This is a genomic window from Larkinella fluvii (genome assembly GCF_051857545.1).
Lineage (GTDB): Bacteria > Bacteroidota > Bacteroidia > Cytophagales > Spirosomataceae > Larkinella.
In genome coordinates this window covers 525,346-546,553 of sequence record NZ_JBPZHB010000006.1, presented here as the reverse complement: position 1 = coordinate 546,553, position 21,208 = coordinate 525,346, and the positions used below count along the sequence as shown (strand labels likewise).

Below are 21,208 nucleotides of genomic sequence, written 5' to 3'. Positions count from 1 at the left end.
TATGAATCAGCCCACAACACTGTTTGATAAAATCTGGGACGCCCACGTCGTCAAGGCAATGAACGACGGACCGGATGCGGTTTTTATCGATCGACATTTTATTCACGAAGTCACCAGCCCGCAGGCTTTCGATGGGTTGCGGAAGCGCGGCATCGGGGTTTTCAACATTGCGCGGACGACGGCTACGGCAGACCACAACGTGCCGACGAAAGACCAGCATCTACCCATCAAAGAAGCCCTTTCGCGCCATCAGGTGGAAACGTTGCGGAAAAATTGTACCGATTTTGGCATAGAATTATACGATCTGGGACACCCGTTTCAGGGCATCGTTCATATCATCGGTCCCGAATTGGGCTTGACCCTGCCGGGTATGACCATCGTGTGTGGTGACAGTCATACCAGCACGCACGGTGCGTTGGGCAATGTCGCGTTTGGAATCGGAACCAGCGAAGTCGAGCAGGTTCTGGCCACGCAGTGCATTCTGCAATACAAGCCAAAACGGATGCGGATCAACATCAACGGAAAATTGGGCAAAGGCGTAACGTCGAAAGACATCATCCTGTACGTCATTGCGCAAATATCGGCCAGCGGTGCTACCGGTTATTTCGTTGAATACGCGGGGGATACGATTCGCGGGTTGTCGATGGAAGCCCGGATGACGATCTGCAACATGAGCATCGAAATGGGCGCGCGCGGTGGACTGATTGCCCCCGACGAAACCACCTTCGAATACATTCGCGGCCGGCGGTTTGCACCCCAGGGCGAAGCGTTCGACCAGGCCGTTGAACGCTGGCGGGAATTGAAAACCGACGACGGTGCTGAATTTGATATGGAGTTGAACTACAGAGCCGAAGACATCGGCCCGATGATTACCTACGGAACCAACCCCGGAATGGGCATTGCCGTAGACAGTCACGTTCCGAATCTGAGCGAAATACCGCAGAGCGAGCTGGCATCCTACACGAAGTCACTGGCGTATATGGGCCTGGAACCGGGCATGGAATTGATTGGAAAACCGGTCGATTACGTCTTCATCGGTTCGTGTACCAACGCCCGGATCGAGGATCTACGAACGGTGGCCGAATTTGTGAAAGGCAAGACAAAAGCCGAAGGCGTAGAAGTCTGGATTGTGCCGGGCTCCGTTCAGGTGTCGAATCAGGCCAAAGCCGAAGGATTGGATCAGGTGTTTATCGACGCCGGTTTTGAACTCCGCGAACCGGGTTGTTCGGCCTGTCTGGGGATGAATGAAGACAAGGTTCCGGCGGGTAAATACTGCATTTCGACCTCCAATCGTAACTTTGAAGGTCGTCAGGGGCAAGGCGCGCGAACGTTTTTGGCCAGCCCGATTATGGCGGCTGCCGCGGCTGTGACCGGGAAAGTGACGGATGTTAGGGAACTGGTGTAACACGATGCAAAGTCAAACGCTTTTTCGAACGATTCAGACCTATCTGTTGGGCAAGAATGTCCGCAAGGCTTCCGTCTTTGGTTCCTATGCCCGTGGAGAAGAGACGAATGAAAGTGATGTCGATCTTCTGATTGAAGCAGAAGGAATAACGTTGTTTGATATTTTGCGATTTGAAGAAGAGCTATCGAATTTAACACATAAATCAATTGACATTGTTGAGTATAAGGCTATTAAGCCTTCTATTCGCGATCGGGTATTGGCAAGGAAAGTCGATTTGATATGAATCGGGATGATACGGTTTACTTGCAGGACATAATTGAAAGTATAAACATCATTTTTGATTATATGAGGGAAGTAACGGAACTCGATTTTAATCAAAGTACATTGATACAGGATGCTGTTTACCGGCGTTTTGAAATAATTGGAGAAGCAACCATTCGTTTATCAGACTAATTAAAGGCTAAGTATCCAGAGGTCGAATAGAAATTGATGCGAGCCATGCGGAACAAGTTGGCCCACGAATACTTTGGAATATCAGCTTCAACCGTTTACAATACTGTTAAAGCATATTTGCCAGCCTTGTTGGAAAAGTTAACAGAAATTCAGAATGAGCAAAGAAACCATGCATAAACTCGTCTCGACGGCGGCTCCCCTGCCGATTGAGAACATCGATACGGATCAGATCATCCCGGCGCGGTTCCTGAAAGCCACCACGCGCGAAGGCTTTGGTGATAACCTGTTCCGCGACTGGCGGTACAACGCCGATAATACGCCTAAAGCCGATTTTGTCCTGAATAATCCAACCTACGCCGGGGCTAAAATCCTCGTTGCGGGCAAAAACTTCGGCATGGGTTCCAGCCGCGAACACGCGGCCTGGGCCATTCACGACTACGGTTTTAACGTGGTGATTTCCAGTTTTTTCGCCGATATTTTCCGGAACAATGCGCTGAATAATTTCGTGTTGCCCGCCCAGGTTTCGGACGAATTTCTGGCGGAAATCTTCAAAGCCATCGAAGCCGATTCGCAAACGCAGATTACCGTCGATCTGGTGAACCAGGAGATTATTCTGGCAAACGGTTTGAAAGAAGCATTTGCCATCAACGCCTATAAAAAACAGTGTTTGATGAACGGCTACGACGACATCGATTACCTGTTGAGTCTGAGTTCAGAAGTTAAAAAATTTGATCTAGCCCATGCTAATTTCTAATGAGTGAATGAGTGAATGAGTGAATAGCTTCGCGGGAAGCAGGTATTGGCGGAGCTATTCACTCATTCGCTCATTCACTCATTCGCTCATTGAAAGAGGAATGAAAAAACACATTGTAGTCATCGCCGGCGACGGCATTGGTCAGGAAGTAACCACCGTTGGGAAACAGGTTTTGGATCGCATTGCGGAAAAGTTCGGCCACGAATTCACGTACGATGAAGCGCTGATTGGTCACGCGGCCATTGAAGCCACGGGCAATCCGCTTCCCGAAGAAACCATCACCAAGTCGAAGCAGTCGGACGCCATTTTGTTTGGCGCGGTTGGTCACCCCAAATACGACAACGATCCATCGGCGAAAGTCCGGCCCGAACAGGGTTTGCTGGGCATCCGGAAAGCGCTCGGTCTGTACGCCAACCTGCGGCCCATCAAGCTGTTTGACGAACTGTTGCAGGCATCGAGTATCAAACCGGAGTTTCTGCAAGGAGCTGATATTCTGTTTTTTCGGGAGCTGACGGGTGATGTCTATTTCGGCGAAAAAGGACGGAAAGACGACGGTAATACTGCGTATGACCTGATGATCTACAGCCGTTACGAAGTGGAACGCATTGCGGTTAAAGCGTTCGATGCCGCCATGACGCGCCGGAAAAAACTCTGTTCGGTCGATAAAGCCAACGTGCTGGAATCGTCGCGACTGTGGCGCGAAGTGGTGCAGGAAGTGGCCAAACGGTATCCGGAAGTCGAAGTAGAACACCAGTTTATCGATGCGGCTGCGATGTTGCTCATCAAAGACCCGCGCCGGTTCGATGTGGTCGTAACGGGCAACCTCTTCGGGGATATTCTGACGGACGAAGCGTCGCAGATTGCCGGTTCGATGGGGATGCTGGCGTCGGCGTCCATCGGCGACACCACAGGTTTGTATGAACCCATTCACGGTTCAGCCCACGACATTACGGGCAAAGGCGTTGCCAATCCGCTGGCGTCGGTGTTGTCAGCGGCTCTGATGCTGGAAATTTCGTTTGGTATGAAAGCCGAAGCCGAAGCCGTTGTCGATGCCGTCGATCAGGTATTGAAAGCCGGTTTCCGAACCCGCGACATTGCGGATTCCAACACGCCAGCCGACCTGATTTTAGGTACGGAGGCCATGGGAAAGCAACTACTTTCCAAACTTTGATTCAGCGAGAACACTCTATCCCAATTTACTCTTATTAACCATGAGCCAACGGATTTATATTTTCGACACCACCCTGCGCGACGGCGAGCAAGTGCCGGGTAGCCAATTATCTACCGAAGAAAAAATCGTGGTGGCGAAAGAACTGGAGCGTCTCGGCGTCGATATTATTGAAGCGGGATTTCCGGTTTCGAGCCCGGGCGATTTTCGGTCCATTGTTGAAATCTCGAAAGCGGTGACCGAACCGGTGATCTGCGCGCTTTCGCGGGCCAAAAAAGAAGACATCGATGCCGCCGGTGAAGCGCTGAAATACGCCAAACGCAAGCGGATTCACACCGGAATCGGTTCGTCAGATATTCACATCCGGAATAAATTCAACAGCACACGCGATCAGATTGTGGAGCAGGCCATTGCGGCTGTCAAACACGCCCGGACGTATGTGGAAGATGTGGAGTTCTACGCCGAAGATGCCGGTCGCGCCGACCTTGCGTTCCTGGCCCGACTGACCGAAGCCGTCATTAACGCCGGAGCGACGGTGGTAAACATCCCGGATACGACCGGTTATTGTCTGCCGGATGAATACGGAAATAAGATCAAGTATATTTACGAACACGTTTCGAACGTCCACAAGGCCATCATTTCCATCCACTGCCACAACGACCTCGGTCTGGCCACGGCTAATACACTGGCCGGGATTCAGCAGGGTGCGCGCCAGGTGGAAGTAACGATCAACGGCATTGGCGAGCGCGCCGGAAACACCTCGCTGGAGGAAGTGGTGATGGCGTTGCAGGTGCACAAAGAACTGGGTTTTGAGACCAATATCAACGCCAAGCGGTTGTTCCCGGTGAGCCAGTTGGTATCGGAAATGATGAATATGCCCGTGCAGGCCAACAAAGCCATCGTAGGCCGGAACGCCTTCGCCCACTCGTCGGGCATTCACCAGGACGGTTTTCTGAAACACTCCGAAAACTACGAAATCATGAATCCGCACGACGTTGGCGTTCCCGAATCGTCGATCGTGCTGACGGCCCGCAGTGGTCGCCACGCCCTGAAACACCGGCTTGAACTGCTGGGTTTCCGGTATGACAAACCGACTTTAGACACCATCTATACGCGTTTTCTCGACATGGCCGATGTCCGCAAAGAGGTAAATGACAAGGATTTGATGGAACTGGTCCGCTGATAACAGAAACCTGTTAGGTCTTGAAGACCTAACAGGTTTTACAAAGGACAGGTTTTACAAAGGACAGGCCGAAAGCTTGTCCTTTTTTATTTTCTTTACCGGATGAACTACACGGAACTACAACTGACGCTTGCTGCCGACTATACCGACATTTTCATGGCCGAACTCGGAGCCCTGGGCTTCGAATCCTTCGTTGAAACCGATGAAGGTCTGAATGCCTACATTTCTGAATCCGATTTTGATGAAACTGCGGTCCAATCGGTTATCGATAAATACGCCAATCAAACCGCAATAGCCTATCAGATCAATTCGTTAGAAAAGAAGAACTGGAACGAAGAGTGGGAACGGAATTACCAGCCCATCGACGTGCAGGATCGGATTCGCGTTCGGGCGTCGTTTCATGAACCCGATGCCGGTTTTCAGTACGACATCGTCATCAATCCGAAAATGTCGTTTGGAACCGGCCACCACGAGACGACGGCCATGATGCTCGAACACCAGTTGAGCGCCGATGCGGCCGGACAAACCGTGCTGGACGTCGGTTCCGGCACTGGCATTTTGGCCATTCTGTCGGCTTTGCAGGGTGCCGAACGGGTGATCGCGTTTGACATTGAAGAGTGGGCCATTGAAAACGCCCGAGAAAATGCTGAACTGAACGGTTGCTCGCAAATCGATGTTTTTCAGGGCACGATTCATGACGTTAATCCGGCGGAACGGTTCGACCTCGTGCTGGCTAACATCAACCGGAATGTGTTGTTGGAGGATATACCGGTTTACGTCCGGCTGATGAAACCGGAGAGTACGTTGCTGGTGAGCGGTTTTTACGAACAGGACGCACTCGATATCGAGGAAAAAGGGTTGGCCGAAGGGCTGACGAAAACCGGGCAATTGTCCCAAAATAAGTGGGTTTCACTACGATTTATCAAAAGTACCCACGGACCGGCGGTCGATCCCGTTTAGGTTCCGGGTGCCGTACGGGAATGATGAGACAGGTATACAGCATTTTAGCGATATTTCTCCTGCTGGCAACGGCGGCAACGGCGCAAACGTTTAAACTGTCGGACAACCCCGAGCAGTTTCTGCCGGATTTACAGAAACTGATGAACGCGGGGGGAGCCTATTCCCAAAAGGCCGAAAAAAATCTCGAAACGCTATTCACCGAAAACCGGCTGTCGGCTCCGCAGAAAGAGCGCGTGATCGCGTTGAGCCGGAAAATGAACACCAAACGCTACCAGGCGGCCCAGCAGTTTGCACCGTTTTACGAAGCGCTGTACCAACTGATCGTTACCCAGCAGGTAAGCCCGGCCGAAGTGGATAATTACCTGACGATTGCCGAAAAGTCGTTTGAAAAATACGACGCCAAAAGCCTGACGAAAGTGCTGGAAACCGTCCGGTTATTTGCCGAGAAGCGGTTTTTATACACCAATAACTACAACAAACTTTACGCCAACGGCGGCACGTTCACGCTTCGTTTAGCCGATCCAAACGGCAGCGTACCCACATCGGCCGCCGACACCATTGCTTCAGCCAAAAAGCCGCAACCCGCCAAACCGAACGATTCTGACGGTTGGGATCTGCCGCTGGATTCAACCGGAAAGGCCAGCCCGCTCCTGTCCTGGACCGAGAGAAAGCCGATTCCGGTACTGAACGGGCCGGTACTGGAAATCAAGGGCGCGGATTTGATCGTGACGACGGCAAACGACTCTGTCGTTTTGAAGAAAACCGATGGTGCCTTGCTGTTGAAAGACGGGATTTGGGTTGGCAAAGGTGGTTCGTTTTCGTGGGAATCGGCGGGGCAGCCGGAAACGTTTGTGACGCTGGCCGATTACAGTTTTGTAGTTAACAACCCCAAAATCACGGCGGACGACGTGACGCTAACCTACAAGCCCCTCGCCAAACCGATCAAAGGGACTTTTGAGTTTGACAGCAAAAAGCGGGTAGCCCGACAGGGACCAACCTACCCCCGGTTTATGTCGTGGTCCAACGACGTCGTGCTGAATAATTTGGGGAATGGCATCACGTACAAAGGCGGTATTGCGCTGGCGGGAACGAAACTGTATGGTTCGGCGGCCAATGGGCAATCATCACTTTTGCAGGTCAGTTACAAGGGAAAACCGGCGTTCAAGGCCAGCAGCCGCCGGTTTGAGTTCGCCGACTCGTTAATTTCCAGTCCGCTGGTCTCGTTTACCGGTTACATCGACGCCGTCGATACGCTGTATCACCCCGGCGTCGCCTTCCGGTATGACCGCGAAACCGGTATTGCCCGTTTGAGCAAAGCCGAAAAATCGGGGTATTCCGACACGTATTTTAGTGATAGTTATCATAAATTCTACATCCAGCCCGAAGTGGTTCGCTGGGATTTGCCGCGTCAAAAGGTTGATTTCTACCAGCTTGGCGCCAAAAAAGAAGTGCCGGTGCGGTTTGAATCCTTCGATTTCTTCTATCCCGAGCGGTATGCCGGGATGTCGGCCGATTTCGGCTTTCATCCGCTCCAACTGGCGGCTAACTACGTGACGGTCAAGAAAACCCAGACGTTTTTTGCCGATGATCTGGCCACCTATTCCAAGATTAGCCCGCCAGTGATGCGCAACGTGCTGAATCGTATGGTGGCGCTGGGGTATATCGACATGGACCCCAAATCCGAAGAAATGCGCCTGAGCCGGAAAGGCGTTCTGTACGTTCTGGCGAATGCGCGCCGGAAAGATTACGACAATTTCCTGATTCGCTCGACCTATCCCTCCAACGACAGCACGACCAACGCCACGATCAATCTGAATGACAAGTTTTTGACAATCAGAGGAGTTGAACGGTTTAGCATCAGTGATTCATTGAAAATTACCGCAGTTCCGACGGACAAAACGCTACGGATTGGGAAAAACCGGGCGTTTACGTTAACCGGACAACTGAAATCCGGCAACATGCGGTATACGGGCAAGGAACTGGGTTTCAACTACGACCAGTTTTCGATGAACATGACCAAAATCGACTCGATTACCTTCACGCCACAAGGGAAGAATCAGGAGATTGGCGGTGATATTCAGTATGAAAAACCGGGTACGGTTTTCCTGGCCGACAAAGGCAATAAATCGGGGCGGCAGAAAGATAAAAAGACGACGCAACGGCTGTTGATGCCGGAAGGGATGACGGTTTATTTTAACCAGCCCAACCGGGGAAACCTGATTTACAACAAAAACGTCTACTTCAAAGTCCCGGCGGTTGACAACGACAGCCTGGGAAAAGGCGACATTGCGTTCGATGGGACGTTCTTTTCCGACGGGATTTTCCCGCCCATTAAAACCACGCTGAAATCGATGCCCGACAATTCGCTGGGTTTCGAACACGCGGCTCCGGCGGCCGGTTATCCGCTTTATGGTGGAAAAGGCAACCTGAAGTTTACCGGTAAACTGGTGATGGACCGGAAGGGATTACGGGCCGAAGGCGTTATTTCCCACCTGAACGCATCCTTGCCAGCCAAAGACATCCTGATGACCCCGGATTCGGTTCTGGCGTCGGGCGAGTCGGGGCAGATCAAAGAAGGACTGGTGGGGAAAGCCTATTTCCCGGCGGTTAACCTGAAAAACTACGTCATGAAGTGGTTTCCCAAAGCCGACAGCATGAAAATTTCCACCAAAGCCGACCATTTCAGCTTTTACAACGGAACGACGAATTTGCAGGGCGATTTGCTGGTTCGGTCAGCCGGTTTGTTTGGAAAAGGCACGGTGAAACGGGCGGATTCGGAAGCACAGTCTGAAAACATTAAGTTTAACAAAGAAGGCTTTACGGCGGGCAATGCCCAGTTCCGCGTCGTGGCCGATAAGCAAGGAACTACGACGAAACCCATGTTGCTGGGTACGAAGGTCGATCTGGATTTCAATCAGGTGAAAGGTGTCGTGACCATCGCCACCAATAATGCGACGACCTCGTTCAGCGATACCTTGCTGTCGAGTCTGGAGTTCCCGAACGCGGCCTATAAAACGTCGATCAGCAAGGCACATTGGAACATTGCGGCCAAAACCATTACGATGAAAGCGGCCAAAACCTCCACCTTTACCGCTACTGCGGAGGAACAGGAAGGGCTGACGTTCAATGGTGCGTCGGCGGTGTATGATGTGGAGAAAGCGACGCTGAACATCAGCGGAGTGCCGTACGTAACCTCCGCCGACGCCCGGATTTACCCGGAAAAAGGCCTGATTACCATCAAACGGAACGGGGAGATGCTGCCGCTCAAAAATGCCCGGCTGGAGTTGGACACGACCAGCCTGTTTCACAAATTGAAAGGCGGTAACATTCAGGTGCAGTCGCGGACCCGGTTTTCCGGGGAAGCCGTGTATCAGTTCGCTGCGGCCAAAGGCGACACGGCCAGCATCAAGATGGGGAGTTTTGAACTGAAAGAAGCCGCTCCCGTGGCGCTGGCATCGAATACCCGGAGCGTTGGCCGGAAAGGAAAAAACAGCAATGAACTGGCTAAAACGTATTATACCGTGGCCCGGGCCGATGTGGACGAACGGGACAACGTGACGCTGGCACCCAAAGTGGCCTTCAAAGGCAGCATTACGATGATGGCCCCCGAACAGGATCTGAAACTGGAAGGGGCGATTAAAATTGCGCTGAAAAAGCGGGCCAATCTGGTCAGTGATTGGATTCCAATGAAGGAGAAAATTGGCGAAACCTTCAGCATCAAAGTCGATCAAACGCTCAAAAATGACGGCAATCAGCCACTGACCGCCGGTTTGCATTTCCGGGGCGGAGGCACCGCCGGGCTGTATCCGACATTTTTATCGATGAAAGAAAGCGATAAGGATGATGATTTATACCGGGCAACCGGTGTCATGACCTACGATGCGAAAGACAAGGTCTTCCGGATTGTGAAGAAGGATGCCGCCGGGCTGGAAGATGTCGAAGGCGCGTTTACGTTCAACGATGCCACCGGCGTCATGAATTTTCAGGGACCGGTCAACGTCATGAATACCGGCATGACGGGCTCGGTGCCGAACAACTTTGTTTTTGCCGCCGGAACAGGCCGGGCGCAGGTCGATAGTTCGACGTTGCGTCTGAATGCGCTGGTCGGTTTTGCACTGCCCATTCCACCGCCGGTGAACGCGGCCATTGCCGAAAAGATGGTGAAAGCCAATCTGGACGAAAAGAACGACGAACCCGCTGACGACGACCTCGACCGGTTAACTGCTAAACTGGCCGCCATCATCGGTCAGAAAGCGACGGATGTGTACCGCACCAAAGCGCAAAACCAGCACGTTTCGATTACGCAGGCTGCCCCCAAATTTGTGGCTTCGCTGGTGCTTTCGAACGTCAATCTGCGCTGGTCCGACAAATACAATGCGCTCTACAGCACCGGGCCGATTGGGGTTTCCAATATTGATAACGTCGATATCAACGCGGAAATGGAGGGTTTTGTCGAAATCCGGAAGAGCGACGGGGGCGACGAAGCGACCATTTACCTGGAAGCTTCGCCGGATGTCTGGTACTACTGGGATTATAAATCGTCGGGGGGCGCAACGGCCCAACTGGCGCTGTTGACGTCGGATCAGGAACTGAACGACCGCATCATGGCGGGGGGCAAAGCGGGAAGCAAGGCCATTTCCATCATTGCTGCGGACGTGTTCGAAAAAACGCAGTTTACGGACCGCTACATGGATCAGTACAAAACCAAGGAAAAACCCAAGCCACAACCAAAAGCAGCGGCTGGCGCAAAAGAAGCGCCTAAAAAAGTGGTTGAAAAGAAAAAGGAAAAAGCTGATGAGAAAAAAGAAGGGTTCTGATCAGATTTTCTCGCCAAAGGCCAGGTCACCGGCATCGCCCAAACCGGGAATGATGTAATAATGCGCATCCAGCCGCTGATCAATGGCTCCCAACCAGAGGTGACACTGCGGCATTTTGTCCTGCACATACCGGATGCCTTCGGGGCTGGCCAACACGGCGGCAATATGCGTTTTGGCGGGTGTTCCAAACCGTAGCAGCGCGTGATACACCTTCTCCAGCGACCGACCGGTTGCCAGCATCGGGTCCATTAGAATAACGGTTTTGCCGCTCAGATCGGGGCTGGAAATGTAATCCATCGCCACTTCAAAATCCTCACTCGTTGGCAGATAACCGCGATACGCACCAATGAAGGCGTTTTCGGCCCGGTCGAAATAATTCAGAAAACCCTGGTGAAACGGCAGGCTCGCCCGCAGAATGGTGGCCAGAACCGGCGGTTTTTTGATCAGTGGTGTAGACGACACGCCCAGTGGCGTTTGTACGTTCACGACCTGAAACGACATCGACTTGGATATTTCGTAGGCCATCAGTTCTCCCAGCCGTTCCAGATTGCGCCGAAAACGCATCGGATCTTTCTGAATGGTTACATCGCGGAGTTCGGCAATAAATTGGTCGGCAAGAGAAGGATGATCGGCGAAAACAAACATAGGGGCTTTTTCAGTGTAATTTAAAGGGAATGTGTCGGATAATCCAAACCCTTTCCCTAATTTGTGCATTGAAATAAGAAGATGTTATTTAGGGTACACCGTCCACACGGTTGCCAGTGTGAAGCTTCCAATGAGGACTATTTTTACAATCGGGATAGCTTTTGTTTTACTGGCGTCGGTGTCGGCGCAAGGTCAAAGTCAAAAGATACCTTTAAACAGTGATTATTACCACCTGATCGACCGGCTTGAAATCAAACAGGGCCGGTGGACGAGCGGTTTCCATAGTTCGGTAAAACCGTATAGTCGCCAGGCAGTCGTTCAATTAACCGACAGTATTCTGGCCGATCCCTTTGTTCGGTTATCCCCGGTAGACCGGTCCACCGTCCGCTACCTGCGCGACGATAGCTGGGAATGGGTTCCCAAAGTGTATCCGGATTCTCTCCCTCTGCTACAGGAACGAACGGCTGAATTACACGCGGGTCAGAAACGAGCGGGCGACAGCAAACGGGCTTTCAGTGCGTTTTATAAGAAAAAAAATGACCTCTACAGCTACGAAAACGAGGATTATGATATTCACGTCAGTCCGGTGGTCAACTTTGGCTACGGCGTTGAAACCAATTCCGGAGCGGTAGGTTCGTCAGTCAACCCCTACGTTAATTCAAGAGGAGTTGAAATTCGCGGGAGCATTCGCAAACGCTTAAGTTTTTACACATTTCTGTCTGATAATCAAGTGCTGTTTCCCCGGTATATCTGGGAATATGGAAATCAGTATACCACCAATTTCAATGAAGGCTTTGCCCCCAATGAAGGCTTTGCCAAACTAATTGCTACCCGCCATGCGCCCTATGGCGGAGCGGATTTTTTGTCGGCCCGGGGATACATTACCTTCAATGCCTTAAAAATTATCAACATTCAGTTTGGTCACGACCGGAATATCTTTGGCAATGGGTATCGTTCCCTGTTTTTATCGGATAACAGTTCTCCATACCTTTTTCTGAAGATCAGTACACGGTTTGGGCGGTTCCAGTATACCAACCTGCTGACGGAATTTCAGAATAGTCAGAAACCGGCCGGTGCGTATGAAGAACTGAATCCGCAGAAATACACGGCGATTCACCACCTGAGTGTCAACATTGGCGAGCATCTCAACATTGGCCTCTTTGAAGCGGAGGTGTTCAGCCGGAGCCAACTGGAATTGAATTATTTTAATCCCGTTATTTTCTACCGTTTCATCGAATCGTATCGGGGCAGTGCCGACAATGCCCTGGTCGGCCTGGACTTCAAAGCCAATTTTGCCGGTCATTTCCTGGCTTATGGTCAGTTGATGTTCGATGAGTTCAAGATTAGCGAACTGCGGGCGAGAAACGGATCGTGGGTCAATAAATTCGCGTTTCAAACGGGCCTGAAGTACATCGACGCCTTCGATGTTCCGAATCTTGATTTGCAGGCCGAAATGAATCTGGCGCGGCCTTATACCTATTCCCACCGCTCCGGCCAAACCAATTATGTGCATTACAATCAACCGCTGGCGCATCCGCTCGGAGCCAATTTCATCGAAGGCCTGGCCATTGTGCGCTACCAGCCCCGCGACCGCTGGAATCTGACCGGGACGTTTGGCGTCATGAAATACGGGGCCGATCCGCCCAACTACAATTATGGCGGCAACCTACTGAAACCGTATGAAAGCCGGGTGGAGTGGCCGGGCCAGGCCGTGGGGTCAGGTCACCACATCGCTCAGGGGCGTAAAACCCTGGTCACCTACGCCGACGTACGGCTGTCGTTTATGTTGAAACACAACCTGTTTATCGATTTCCAGCAGCTCGTTCGAAAAAGCGACAGCCAGGCCGACCGCTTGAAATACAACACGTCGTCGACGTCCCTGGCCCTGCGCTGGAATCTGCCCTACCGAACCCTGGTTCTTTAAAATGAATTGGTTCATACGGTTTCCGGTCGTTATTTTACCGGAAACTGTACCAACGGATTAACCCCTATTCGGGAATGATTGACCACATCATCCGCCAGGAACTGACCGAAGCCCGCTCGGTTCTCGATGCGTTTCTTAGCGACGCCAACCAGATTACGGCCATCGGACAAGCCGCCCAATTGATGGCCGATACCCTGCAAAACGGCCATAAAATTATTTCCTGCGGCAACGGCGGCTCCCACTGCGACGCCATGCACTTTGCCGAAGAACTGTCGGGGCGGTACCGCGACGAACGCCGGGCGCTGGCGGCTATCGCCATTTCCGACTCCAGCCACCTTACCTGTGTGGGCAATGACTATGGCTACGATTCCGTATTCTCGCGTTTTATCGAAGGGCTGGGCAACGAAGGAGACGTGTTGCTGGGCATTAGCACGAGCGGTAATTCGGCTAACATCATTCGGGCCGTGGAAGCTGCCCGGCAGCGGGGCATGAAGGTGGTTTTGCTGACCGGCAAAGACGGGGGTAAACTGGCCGGAACCGCCGATGTTGAAATTCGTGTCCCCCACTTTGGCTATGCCGACCGCATCCAGGAGATTCATATCAAAGTCATTCACTTGTTCATTCTGCTCATCGAGAAACAGTTGATTGCCTAGGTCCGTCGCGGAAATTATTCAAACTTTTTCGGCTTTTGTTTGTCCTATATAAATAGAAAACAAGCAATTAGCATGAAAAAAACCGGAATCATCCTTGCATCACTGCTGGGCGTACTGCTCCTGGTCGCCTGGATTGTGCCGATGTTTTTTCGGGATAAAATCGTAACCCGCCTTCAGCAGGAACTGACCAATCGGGTGAACGCCCGGATCACGTTTCGGCCTGAAAAAGTGAGCCTGTCGCTGCTTCGCCACTTTCCCAATCTGACCTTGCAAACCGACTCCCTCAGCATTGTCGGACGAACGCCGTTTTCGGGTGATACCTTGCTTAGCACCCGCGCCTTCGAAGTAAAAGTCAACCTGCTGAGCGTACTTTCGGGCGATAAATTGAAATTGAACGGGGTGTATCTCAACCAGCCTCGCGTGCTGGTGAAAATTCTGCGCGATGGGCGGGCCAACTACGACATCTACAAAGCCACTGAAAGTGACGAACCGGAAAAGGCCGACACGAGCCAGACGGCTTTTACGCTCGACATTGACGAATGGGAAATAAAAAACGGTTTGATCCGGTATGACGACCGGAGTTTGCCGATGACGGTTCGGCTGGAAGCGGTCAACCATACCGGCAGCGGCAGTTTGTCGGCGGAAATGGCGGATTTGGTGCTGAAGACGAAAGCAGAACGCATCACGCTCACCTACGACGGAATGGAATACCTGAGCGATAAAAAGCTGGATGCCGACATGAAACTGCGGGCCGATCTTGAACAATCCGTCTATACCTTTGCCGACAACCGCATCCGCGTGAATGAGTTGCCACTGGAACTCAACGGCTCGATTGCCACCGGCACGTCGGCACCGGCGGATACGTCCATGCGGTTCGATTTGACGTATCGGTCGCCCGACAGTGATTTCAAAAACCTGCTGTCGCTGGTGCCCGGGATGTATTCCGACCGGTTTCAGGACATTGATGCCGACGGAACGGTGCGTTTCGACGGAACTGTGAAGGGCCTTTACAATGCGAAGCAAATCCCGGCGTTTCTGCTGAATCTGGTCGTCAACGACGGGCGGTTCAAATACCCGGATTTAGCGTCGGCGGTTGAGCACATTGCCCTGGATCTGACCGTCAGCAACGCAACCGATCGCCTTGCTAATACGGTGATTAACCTGAAAAAACTGGTCGCAGATCTGGGGCGAAACCCGATTCGCGGGCGGGCGCTGGTATGGGGGCTCACCCGTTCCGACGTCGATGCCGATCTGACCGCCAAACTGAACCTGGAGGAGTTGACGCAGCTGTTTCCGATTGATAGCATGACGCTGCGGGGGCTGGCAGATCTGAACCTGAAAGCGAAAGGCATCTACGACAAAACCGCCAAACTCTTTCCGATGGTCGATGGGCTAATCCGGTTGCAGAACGGATCGGTGAAGTCGATGAAGTTTCCGGAACCGGTGGAAGCGATCAATGTGCAGGCGAGCCTCACCAACCGGACGGGCAAACGGGCCGACACCCGCGTGGACATAGCCAATTTGCAACTGAAACTGGCCGGTGATCCTTTTCAGGCCAAAGGCTGGGTGCAGAATTTCGATGATTATACCTTCGATGTGATCGCCAAAGGCCGACTGAATCTGACGAGTTTAACCCGGATTTTTCCGATGGAAGGCACCCGGTTAGCCGGGCTGATCGACGCCAGCATTGAAACCAAAGGCCGGCTTTCGGACGCCAAAGCCAAACGGTATGACCAGCTTCCGACCAGCGGCACGATGGCGATTACAAACCTGAACTACCGGGGCGGAAGTCTGCCGCAGGGGTTGATACTGAATTCCGCCCGGCTGACGCTGTTGCCCGGAAAGCTGAACGTTGACCAGGCGCAGGGCTTGCTGGGAACGAGCACCTTCACGGCCGACGGTTTTTTGAGCAACTACATTCCATTTCTGCTGGACGAAAACCAGCCGCTGGAAGGAACGCTCAACGTGAGGGCCAATCGGTTGAGTATCAACGAATGGATGAGTGACGATCCGCAGCCGCAGGCAAAAACCGCCCAACCGTCGGTGGTTGAAATTCCTGATAACATCCGTTTTGTCGTCAATGCAGCCGTCGATCAGGCGGTTTACGACAAAATGCCGCTGAACAACGTCAAAGGACAACTTGAAATGGCCGACGGAACCCTGCGGATGAAGCAGGTAACGTTCAATTCGCTGGGCGGGCAGTTTGTTACCAACGGGACCTACGACCCGAAGGACCTGGCAAAACCGCGGTTTGCCTTTGATGTCAACATTGCCAACGCCGACATTTCGCAGGCTCACCGACATCTGACGCTGGCCAAAGTGGTTTTTCCGCTGGCGCAGTACATGATCGGGCGGTTTTCGAGCACGTTTGCGGTCAACGGGCGGCTGGAGCCGGATATGATGCCGGATTTGAACAGTTTGACGGGAAATGCGCTGGTGAAGATTGTACAGGCGACATTGCAAAATAACCCGATTGTGGAACGTCTCGTCGAAAAAACGAAACTGTCCGATCTCCGAAATGCGCAGTTTAAAGATCTGCTGATGAAAGTAGACGTCAAAAACGGGTTTGTAACCATCAAACCGTTCGATGTCAGGATCAAAGACAATATCGTGACGGTTTCGGGCTCCAATTCACTGGAAGGAGACCTGAAATACGTTCTGAAACTGGATGTACCAACGGGCAAGGCGGGAGTCCAGTTTGCCAAAGCGTTTTCGTCGCTGACGGGCCAGCCGCTCGAAAACGTCGATCGTGCTAAAATCGACTTTGCGTTGAACGGGAGTTATAAAAAACCGCAACTTCAGTTTCTGGCGGGTCGGACGGCCACCCAGGTGAAGGATGTCGTGGTGAAACAGGCGAAAGAAGACCTGAAAGAGCAGGGGTTAAAACTGCTGCAAAAGCTGGCCAAATCGCCGAGGGACTCGACGTAACGATTGAGTGATAAAATCAACCGTTACTTTTTGGCAACGACCATGGCCCGGCCCGGAATCGAGAGGTAGGTGATGACTTTCGACGGTTTCAGTCCGGCTGATTGTTGCCAGTCCTGAATTTCCCGAACGGAATAATTCCCGGCGGTGCTGGTCAGGCCGTAGAACAAATCCATGCTGGTGCCGACGAGATTGGTGCCGACGCCGGCCGAGTTTCCGTTGTCTTCGGGCCGGATAAATTCATTGACAATGTATACGCCCCCCGGTTTCAGGGATTTGGCTACTTTCCGGGCCACGTCGCGGTTTTGCTCTTCCGAAAAATGATGGGCCAGACTGGACATCAGCACGATGTCGTATTGGGCTTCCCCAAACTCATCCGTCAGCGCGTCGCCTGCCTGGTGCCGAACGCGGTCGCCCATGCCCAGGCGCGCCAGCAGCGGAGCCGCCTGCTCGATGGCCGGTGGTAAATCCAGAATAACCGCCTGAAGATTTGGTAGTTTTCGGCAGAGAGCCACCGAATGCTGGCCGTGCGAACCGCCAATGTCGAGCATGAGCGTGGCGTTTTTGGGCACCGGAGCTTTCCGGCCAAACTCTTTGGCTTCGGTGCCGGTGGCCGCCACCATTGCCTGTTGGTAATACGCCCATTGTTCGGTGGTCAGGTGGTCGTGATACTGAATGCCTTCGCCGTTTTTCAGGTAATCTCCCAACTGCTCCAGCCACGGCCAGACGACCCGGTTGTTGAACCGCATCATGCCAAAAACCGATTCCTGCTGGTCTTTCAGCAACCAGCGACGGCTGATGCGGGTTAACGTATACCGGTTATCGCGTTGTTTGAAATAGCCCAAAACCAGCAGCAAGCCCATCAATTCCCGCAACGCTTTTGGATTCAACTGACACTCGGCAGCAATCTCATCCACCGTCTGTTTGCCGTTGTGAACCGCTTCGAAAACGCCTTTATCGGCCGCTTCAAGCACGGCTTTGCCCACAATCGGGAAAATCTGGGCGTGTAGAAGCGGTAGCGGTACCAGATTGATTTTGAGAGCAATCCATTCGAGGAGGTTTTCGGGCGTAACGGTGAGTCGCATGGGGTTCAGGATAATTTATTCTTATTTTTTCGACGTATATTCGTTCTTAGTTAAAACCGGATTTAACCGGTAGAAAGCTGAAATCGTCAGGATTTATTTTCACGGCATGAGTAAGGTACAGGAATTTATTGACTCGGGAATAGTGGAAGAATATTGTCGTGGCCTTCTTCTGCCCGGAGAGATTCAGGAAGTAGAGCGAATGGCGGGCCTGTATCCTGCTGTTCAACAGGCCATTGATCGCATCGCCCGGACGTTAACACCCCCCGCAGCACCGGATGAACGATTAAAAACCCGCATCCTGAACGCGCTCAATCAACTCGGTGAGCCCCCGGTTTTCGATTTAAGAGATCTACCGCTCATCAACGCCTATTCCGATGCTGAGCAGTGGCAGCGAACCGTGGCTTCGATTCAGCCTACCCGCGAATTTCGGAACCTGTATGTTCACCCGCTGCGGTCCGGCAACGGTATCGAGCAGTTTATTCTGTGGGTAAAAGAAGAAGTGAAGCCCGAAGACCATCACGACGAACGCGAGAGTTTTCTGATTCTGGAAGGGGAATGTGAATGCCAGATTGGGACTGAAAAAATCCGGCTGTCGGCAGGGGATTACGTCGACATTCCGCTGGATACTGAACACACGGTTCGGGTGTTGTCACCGGAACCGGTGAAAGCGATCATTCAGCGGGTGAAGTGAGCGGATTGTCCGGTTTAGCTTCCAGGCGATACGCTTCAATTTCGTTCAAAAGTATCATGGATTTGATTAAAGGATTCCATTCCTTTCCTGCAAATAGCCGTTTGAACCAATTTTTATCTCTATTTTTCTGATTGATATTCCGGAAAAACCAGATTGCGAGGAAGGTAAAAACGAGGGTAAGTGTGATTTGAATCAGGTAGAAGATAATCCCTCCATTTTTAAACATACTTTCTGTCCAGTAAAAGGTATTCCAAACCGGGAACTGTAGAAAAAGGAGCCGGGTAATCCAAAGAGTGGATGATTGTAAATGGGCTATTTTGTGCTGCGTTGCCACAATCGGTTCATCGACATCTACCCGTTGGATCAGAATTAACTGATAGATATAGACGCCAACAGCTACTTTCGTAAGCAATACCTGGATACCTGCCGAAATCAGAAAGAATGGACTGGCAATCTCAAATAAACGGATAATCAGAAAGTCAACAAAGCCGACCCAGGCCAACCCCAGCAAAATGGTGAAGATTTTCAGGGGTTTCATGGAGGACATAAGTGATTGAACCTTCATGTGGGTAATATCCTTGGCATTTTTTCGGTTCAGGACCAGATTTTCGTCCAGCTTTTTGTCGTAGGCTTTCCAGAGGCTGATGAGTTCAGGGTCTTCCATGATCAGGCGTTTTTGAGAAGTGAGAATTTCTGTTTCAGTACGGTTTTAATCCTGCCGATTTTGGTAGCTACGTTGGTTTCGGAAAGTCCCATGATTTCCGCAATTTCTTTGTGGCTTTTTTCGTCGAGATACAGCAGCATAAGCGCTTTGTCCAGCTCTTTTAATTCGGCAATGAATTGCTGTAAAAATCCGATTCTTTCCTCCTGTTCGTCACCTGCAGGGGTATCGACAAAATGGATGATTCCGTCCGATAAAGGTTGAGCGATCTGTTGCCTGCGGCTTTCTTTCCGGTAGAATGAAATCGCGACGTTCAGCGCAATGCGGTATGTCCAGGTGGAATACTGGAACTGGTTGGTGTAGCGGTCGAATGATTTCCAGAGTTGGACGATGATTTCCTGTACCAGATCTTTCCGGTCTTCCGCATCGGCGCAATACGAATTCGCCACCTTGTAAATAATGCCTTTATTCGCCTGGAGAACAGCAAGAAAGCGGTCTGACGGGTCTGCGGAAGTCATGCGCGGGGGTTCAACGGGTTGGTTGAACTATTATTCGCAGCAAGGTCAAAAAAAGCACACGCTTTCGGGCTATTTTTTTGGAAGAACAGACGAGAGACATGCAGATGACTCGCTTTGAGCAGTCGGCGTTTTCGAATGTATAAAGAGATGGATCGTTCTCTGCGCCCCATCTTTATCAACCGTGGAAAAGGAGGAAATAAGCAAACTCCAAAACCAGTCTGATGCGGATACCGAATGAAAATGGGTTTTAAAAAGTGGCCGGTGAAGACACCGGCCACCGAGAAGGCTTATACGTTTTAGGATTGAATAAACGCCAACAAATCGGCATTGATGGTAGCGGCTTCGGTTGTCGGCATGCCGTGCGGAAAACCGGGGTATGAGATCAGCTTTCCGTTCCTTAAAAGCTTCACCGCCTTCACGGCAGTCAACTGAAAGGGAACGATCTGGTCATCTTCACCATGCAGAACCAGGACCGGTATGTCGACACTTTTCAGGTCTTCGGTAAAATCGGTTTCGGAGAAAACTTTAACGCAATCGTAATGGGCTTTAATGGCTCCCATCATGCCCTGTCGCCACCAGTTATCCCGAATTCCCTGCGAGACTTTAGCACCTTCCCGGTTAAAGCCGTAAAAAGGCATCGTAAAATCCTGAAAGTATTGAGGGCGCTGAGTGGCCGTGCCTTCCCGGATGCCGTCAAAGACCGACATTGGAATCCCGTCCGGATTTGATTCGGTTTGTGCCATGAGGGGCGTAACGGCACTGATCAAAACCGCTTTCGCAACCCGGCCCTGGCCGTGTTTGGCCACGTAGCGGATCACTTCACCACCACCGGTGGAGTGGCCGATGTGTACCGCATCTTTTAAATCCAGAAACGCCGTCAATTCTGCCACATCGGCGGCATAGGTATCCATGTCATGGCCGTTTTCGGTTTGCGACGATCGGCCGTGTCCCCGGCGGTCATGCGCAATCACGCGAAAGCCCTGGTTCAGGAAAAACATCATTTGGGCGTCCCAGTCATCGCCGGACAACGGCCAGCCGTGGTGAAATACGAGCGGTTGACCGGTGCCCCAGTCCTTGTAATAGATTTCGGTTCCGTCCTTTACGGTGATCTTTGCCATTTTTTACGTTTTGGTTGGTTATTGATAAAGTTTCGGAAAGATACTTTTTTTGACGTTTTAGGCCGTCACGGGACCGCTCTTTTTCTTTTATTACACCGCCTGGGCGCGGTTTTGCGGGTTCCATCCGGGCGAGCTGTACCGCAAATTGTCGTCCTTTTTTCAGCGAAACCAATTCCTTTGGTTTAAACCGCAAGACAACGCATTCAAATACTATCAGACGCGGTTGGCATAAAACCCATTCAGATCGG

The 21,208-nt window shown here is 51.8% G+C and carries 16 protein-coding genes and 1 pseudogene; 12 read left to right on the top strand and 5 right to left on the bottom strand.

Annotated elements, in window-relative coordinates; genetic code table 11:
* The first annotated feature begins 1 nt into the window (after position 1).
* The 8 genes and pseudogenes from leuC (at position 2) to ACS5NO_RS18575 (ending at position 10,740) form a co-directional block, all read left to right on the top strand.
* Entirely contained in the window at positions 2 to 1,405 is a 1,404-nt protein-coding gene (leuC, locus tag ACS5NO_RS18610; RefSeq protein ID WP_439416549.1) for a 3-isopropylmalate dehydratase large subunit, read from the top strand.
* A 4-nt stretch (positions 1,406 to 1,409) separates the two neighbouring features.
* Entirely contained in the window at positions 1,410 to 1,688 is a 279-nt protein-coding gene (locus tag ACS5NO_RS18605; RefSeq protein WP_439416548.1) for a nucleotidyltransferase family protein, read from the top strand.
* Positions 1,685 to 2,035: pseudogene (locus ACS5NO_RS18600) on the top strand (HepT-like ribonuclease domain-containing protein). Before ACS5NO_RS18605 ends, ACS5NO_RS18600 begins: the two are co-directional and overlap by 4 nt.
* The gene (gene leuD, locus ACS5NO_RS18595; RefSeq protein WP_439416547.1) at positions 2,013 to 2,612 is read left to right on the top strand and encodes a 3-isopropylmalate dehydratase small subunit; all 600 of its coding nucleotides are present in this window, start codon (positions 2,013 to 2,015) and stop codon (positions 2,610 to 2,612) included. The pseudogene ACS5NO_RS18600 and the gene leuD overlap by 23 nt, the downstream one beginning before the upstream one ends.
* Before the next feature lie 100 nt (positions 2,613 to 2,712).
* Positions 2,713 to 3,783 carry a 3-isopropylmalate dehydrogenase gene (leuB, locus tag ACS5NO_RS18590; RefSeq protein WP_439416546.1) on the top strand — a complete coding sequence of 357 codons (1,071 nt, stop codon included), beginning with the start codon at positions 2,713 to 2,715 and terminating at the stop codon, positions 3,781 to 3,783.
* A gap of 40 nt (positions 3,784 to 3,823) precedes the next feature.
* Positions 3,824 to 4,963, top strand: a complete 1,140-nt coding sequence (locus tag ACS5NO_RS18585) for a 2-isopropylmalate synthase (protein WP_138994815.1) — start codon at positions 3,824 to 3,826, stop codon at positions 4,961 to 4,963.
* A 102-nt stretch (positions 4,964 to 5,065) separates the two neighbouring features.
* On the top strand, positions 5,066 to 5,923 hold the full coding sequence (gene prmA, locus ACS5NO_RS18580) for a 50S ribosomal protein L11 methyltransferase (protein WP_439416545.1): 858 nt from the start codon (positions 5,066 to 5,068) through the stop codon (positions 5,921 to 5,923).
* A gap of 20 nt (positions 5,924 to 5,943) precedes the next feature.
* Entirely contained in the window at positions 5,944 to 10,740 is a 4,797-nt protein-coding gene (locus tag ACS5NO_RS18575) for a hypothetical protein (RefSeq protein WP_439416544.1), read from the top strand.
* On the opposite strand, the gene upp is transcribed toward ACS5NO_RS18575, so the two are convergent.
* The gene (gene upp, locus ACS5NO_RS18570; protein WP_439416543.1) at positions 10,741 to 11,385 is read right to left on the bottom strand and encodes a uracil phosphoribosyltransferase; all 645 of its coding nucleotides are present in this window, start codon (positions 11,383 to 11,385) and stop codon (positions 10,741 to 10,743) included.
* Between the two features lie 130 nt (positions 11,386 to 11,515).
* Here upp and ACS5NO_RS18565 point away from each other — a divergent pair, with 130 nt between their 5' ends.
* From ACS5NO_RS18565 to ACS5NO_RS18555, 3 genes are all read left to right on the top strand, one after another.
* Entirely contained in the window at positions 11,516 to 13,309 is a 1,794-nt protein-coding gene (locus ACS5NO_RS18565; protein ID WP_439416542.1) for a hypothetical protein, read from the top strand.
* Positions 13,310 to 13,383: 74 nt separating this feature from the next.
* The gene (gene lpcA, locus ACS5NO_RS18560) at positions 13,384 to 13,962 is read left to right on the top strand and encodes a D-sedoheptulose 7-phosphate isomerase (protein WP_439416541.1); all 579 of its coding nucleotides are present in this window, start codon (positions 13,384 to 13,386) and stop codon (positions 13,960 to 13,962) included.
* Between the two features lie 72 nt (positions 13,963 to 14,034).
* Complete coding sequence (locus ACS5NO_RS18555; protein WP_439416540.1) at positions 14,035 to 16,890, top strand: AsmA family protein; 2,856 nt, start codon at positions 14,035 to 14,037, stop codon at positions 16,888 to 16,890.
* Positions 16,891 to 16,913: 23 nt separating this feature from the next.
* On the opposite strand, the gene ACS5NO_RS18550 is transcribed toward ACS5NO_RS18555, so the two are convergent.
* Positions 16,914 to 17,972, bottom strand: a complete 1,059-nt coding sequence (locus ACS5NO_RS18550; RefSeq protein ID WP_439416539.1) for a class I SAM-dependent methyltransferase — start codon at positions 17,970 to 17,972, stop codon at positions 16,914 to 16,916.
* A gap of 106 nt (positions 17,973 to 18,078) precedes the next feature.
* On the opposite strand from ACS5NO_RS18550, the gene ACS5NO_RS18545 reads away from it, so the two are divergent.
* The gene (locus tag ACS5NO_RS18545; RefSeq protein WP_439416538.1) at positions 18,079 to 18,663 is read left to right on the top strand and encodes a cupin domain-containing protein; all 585 of its coding nucleotides are present in this window, start codon (positions 18,079 to 18,081) and stop codon (positions 18,661 to 18,663) included.
* Here ACS5NO_RS18545 and ACS5NO_RS18540 read toward each other — a convergent pair.
* From ACS5NO_RS18540 to ACS5NO_RS18530, 3 genes are all read right to left on the bottom strand, one after another.
* Positions 18,644 to 19,327 carry a hypothetical protein gene (locus tag ACS5NO_RS18540; protein WP_439416537.1) on the bottom strand — a complete coding sequence of 228 codons (684 nt, stop codon included), beginning with the start codon at positions 19,325 to 19,327 and terminating at the stop codon, positions 18,644 to 18,646. The two genes, ACS5NO_RS18545 and ACS5NO_RS18540, sit on opposite strands and share 20 nt — an antisense overlap.
* 2 nt (positions 19,328 to 19,329) lie before the next feature.
* Positions 19,330 to 19,842: an RNA polymerase sigma factor gene (locus ACS5NO_RS18535; RefSeq protein WP_439416536.1), complete on the bottom strand. Its 513-nt coding sequence runs from the start codon at positions 19,840 to 19,842 to the stop codon at positions 19,330 to 19,332.
* Between the two features lie 296 nt (positions 19,843 to 20,138).
* Positions 20,139 to 20,960: an alpha/beta fold hydrolase gene (locus ACS5NO_RS18530; RefSeq protein ID WP_439416535.1), complete on the bottom strand. Its 822-nt coding sequence runs from the start codon at positions 20,958 to 20,960 to the stop codon at positions 20,139 to 20,141.
* Between the last annotated feature and the right edge of the window lie 248 nt (positions 20,961 to 21,208).

What these genes read in the sequence shown, in the direction of transcription:
- ACS5NO_RS18575 (WP_439416544.1), top strand. Translation starts at nt 5,944, where the DNA reads ATGATGAGACAGGTATACAGCATTTTAGCGATATTTCTCCTGCTGGCA.
- upp (WP_439416543.1), bottom strand. Translation starts at nt 11,385, where the DNA reads ATGTTTGTTTTCGCCGATCATCCTTCTCTTGCCGACCAATTTATTGCC.
- prmA (WP_439416545.1), top strand. Translation starts at nt 5,066, where the DNA reads ATGAACTACACGGAACTACAACTGACGCTTGCTGCCGACTATACCGAC.
- ACS5NO_RS18535 (WP_439416536.1), bottom strand. Translation starts at nt 19,842, where the DNA reads ATGACTTCCGCAGACCCGTCAGACCGCTTTCTTGCTGTTCTCCAGGCG.
- lpcA (WP_439416541.1), top strand. Translation starts at nt 13,384, where the DNA reads ATGATTGACCACATCATCCGCCAGGAACTGACCGAAGCCCGCTCGGTT.
- ACS5NO_RS18565 (WP_439416542.1), top strand. Translation starts at nt 11,516, where the DNA reads ATGAGGACTATTTTTACAATCGGGATAGCTTTTGTTTTACTGGCGTCG.
- ACS5NO_RS18550 (WP_439416539.1), bottom strand. Translation starts at nt 17,972, where the DNA reads ATGCGACTCACCGTTACGCCCGAAAACCTCCTCGAATGGATTGCTCTC.
- ACS5NO_RS18530 (WP_439416535.1), bottom strand. Translation starts at nt 20,960, where the DNA reads ATGGCAAAGATCACCGTAAAGGACGGAACCGAAATCTATTACAAGGAC.
- ACS5NO_RS18555 (WP_439416540.1), top strand. Translation starts at nt 14,035, where the DNA reads ATGAAAAAAACCGGAATCATCCTTGCATCACTGCTGGGCGTACTGCTC.
- ACS5NO_RS18545 (WP_439416538.1), top strand. Translation starts at nt 18,079, where the DNA reads ATGAGTAAGGTACAGGAATTTATTGACTCGGGAATAGTGGAAGAATAT.
- ACS5NO_RS18585 (WP_138994815.1), top strand. Translation starts at nt 3,824, where the DNA reads ATGAGCCAACGGATTTATATTTTCGACACCACCCTGCGCGACGGCGAG.
- leuB (WP_439416546.1), top strand. Translation starts at nt 2,713, where the DNA reads ATGAAAAAACACATTGTAGTCATCGCCGGCGACGGCATTGGTCAGGAA.
- leuC (WP_439416549.1), top strand. Translation starts at nt 2, where the DNA reads ATGAATCAGCCCACAACACTGTTTGATAAAATCTGGGACGCCCACGTC.
- ACS5NO_RS18540 (WP_439416537.1), bottom strand. Translation starts at nt 19,327, where the DNA reads ATGGAAGACCCTGAACTCATCAGCCTCTGGAAAGCCTACGACAAAAAG.
- ACS5NO_RS18605 (WP_439416548.1), top strand. Translation starts at nt 1,410, where the DNA reads ATGCAAAGTCAAACGCTTTTTCGAACGATTCAGACCTATCTGTTGGGC.
- leuD (WP_439416547.1), top strand. Translation starts at nt 2,013, where the DNA reads ATGAGCAAAGAAACCATGCATAAACTCGTCTCGACGGCGGCTCCCCTG.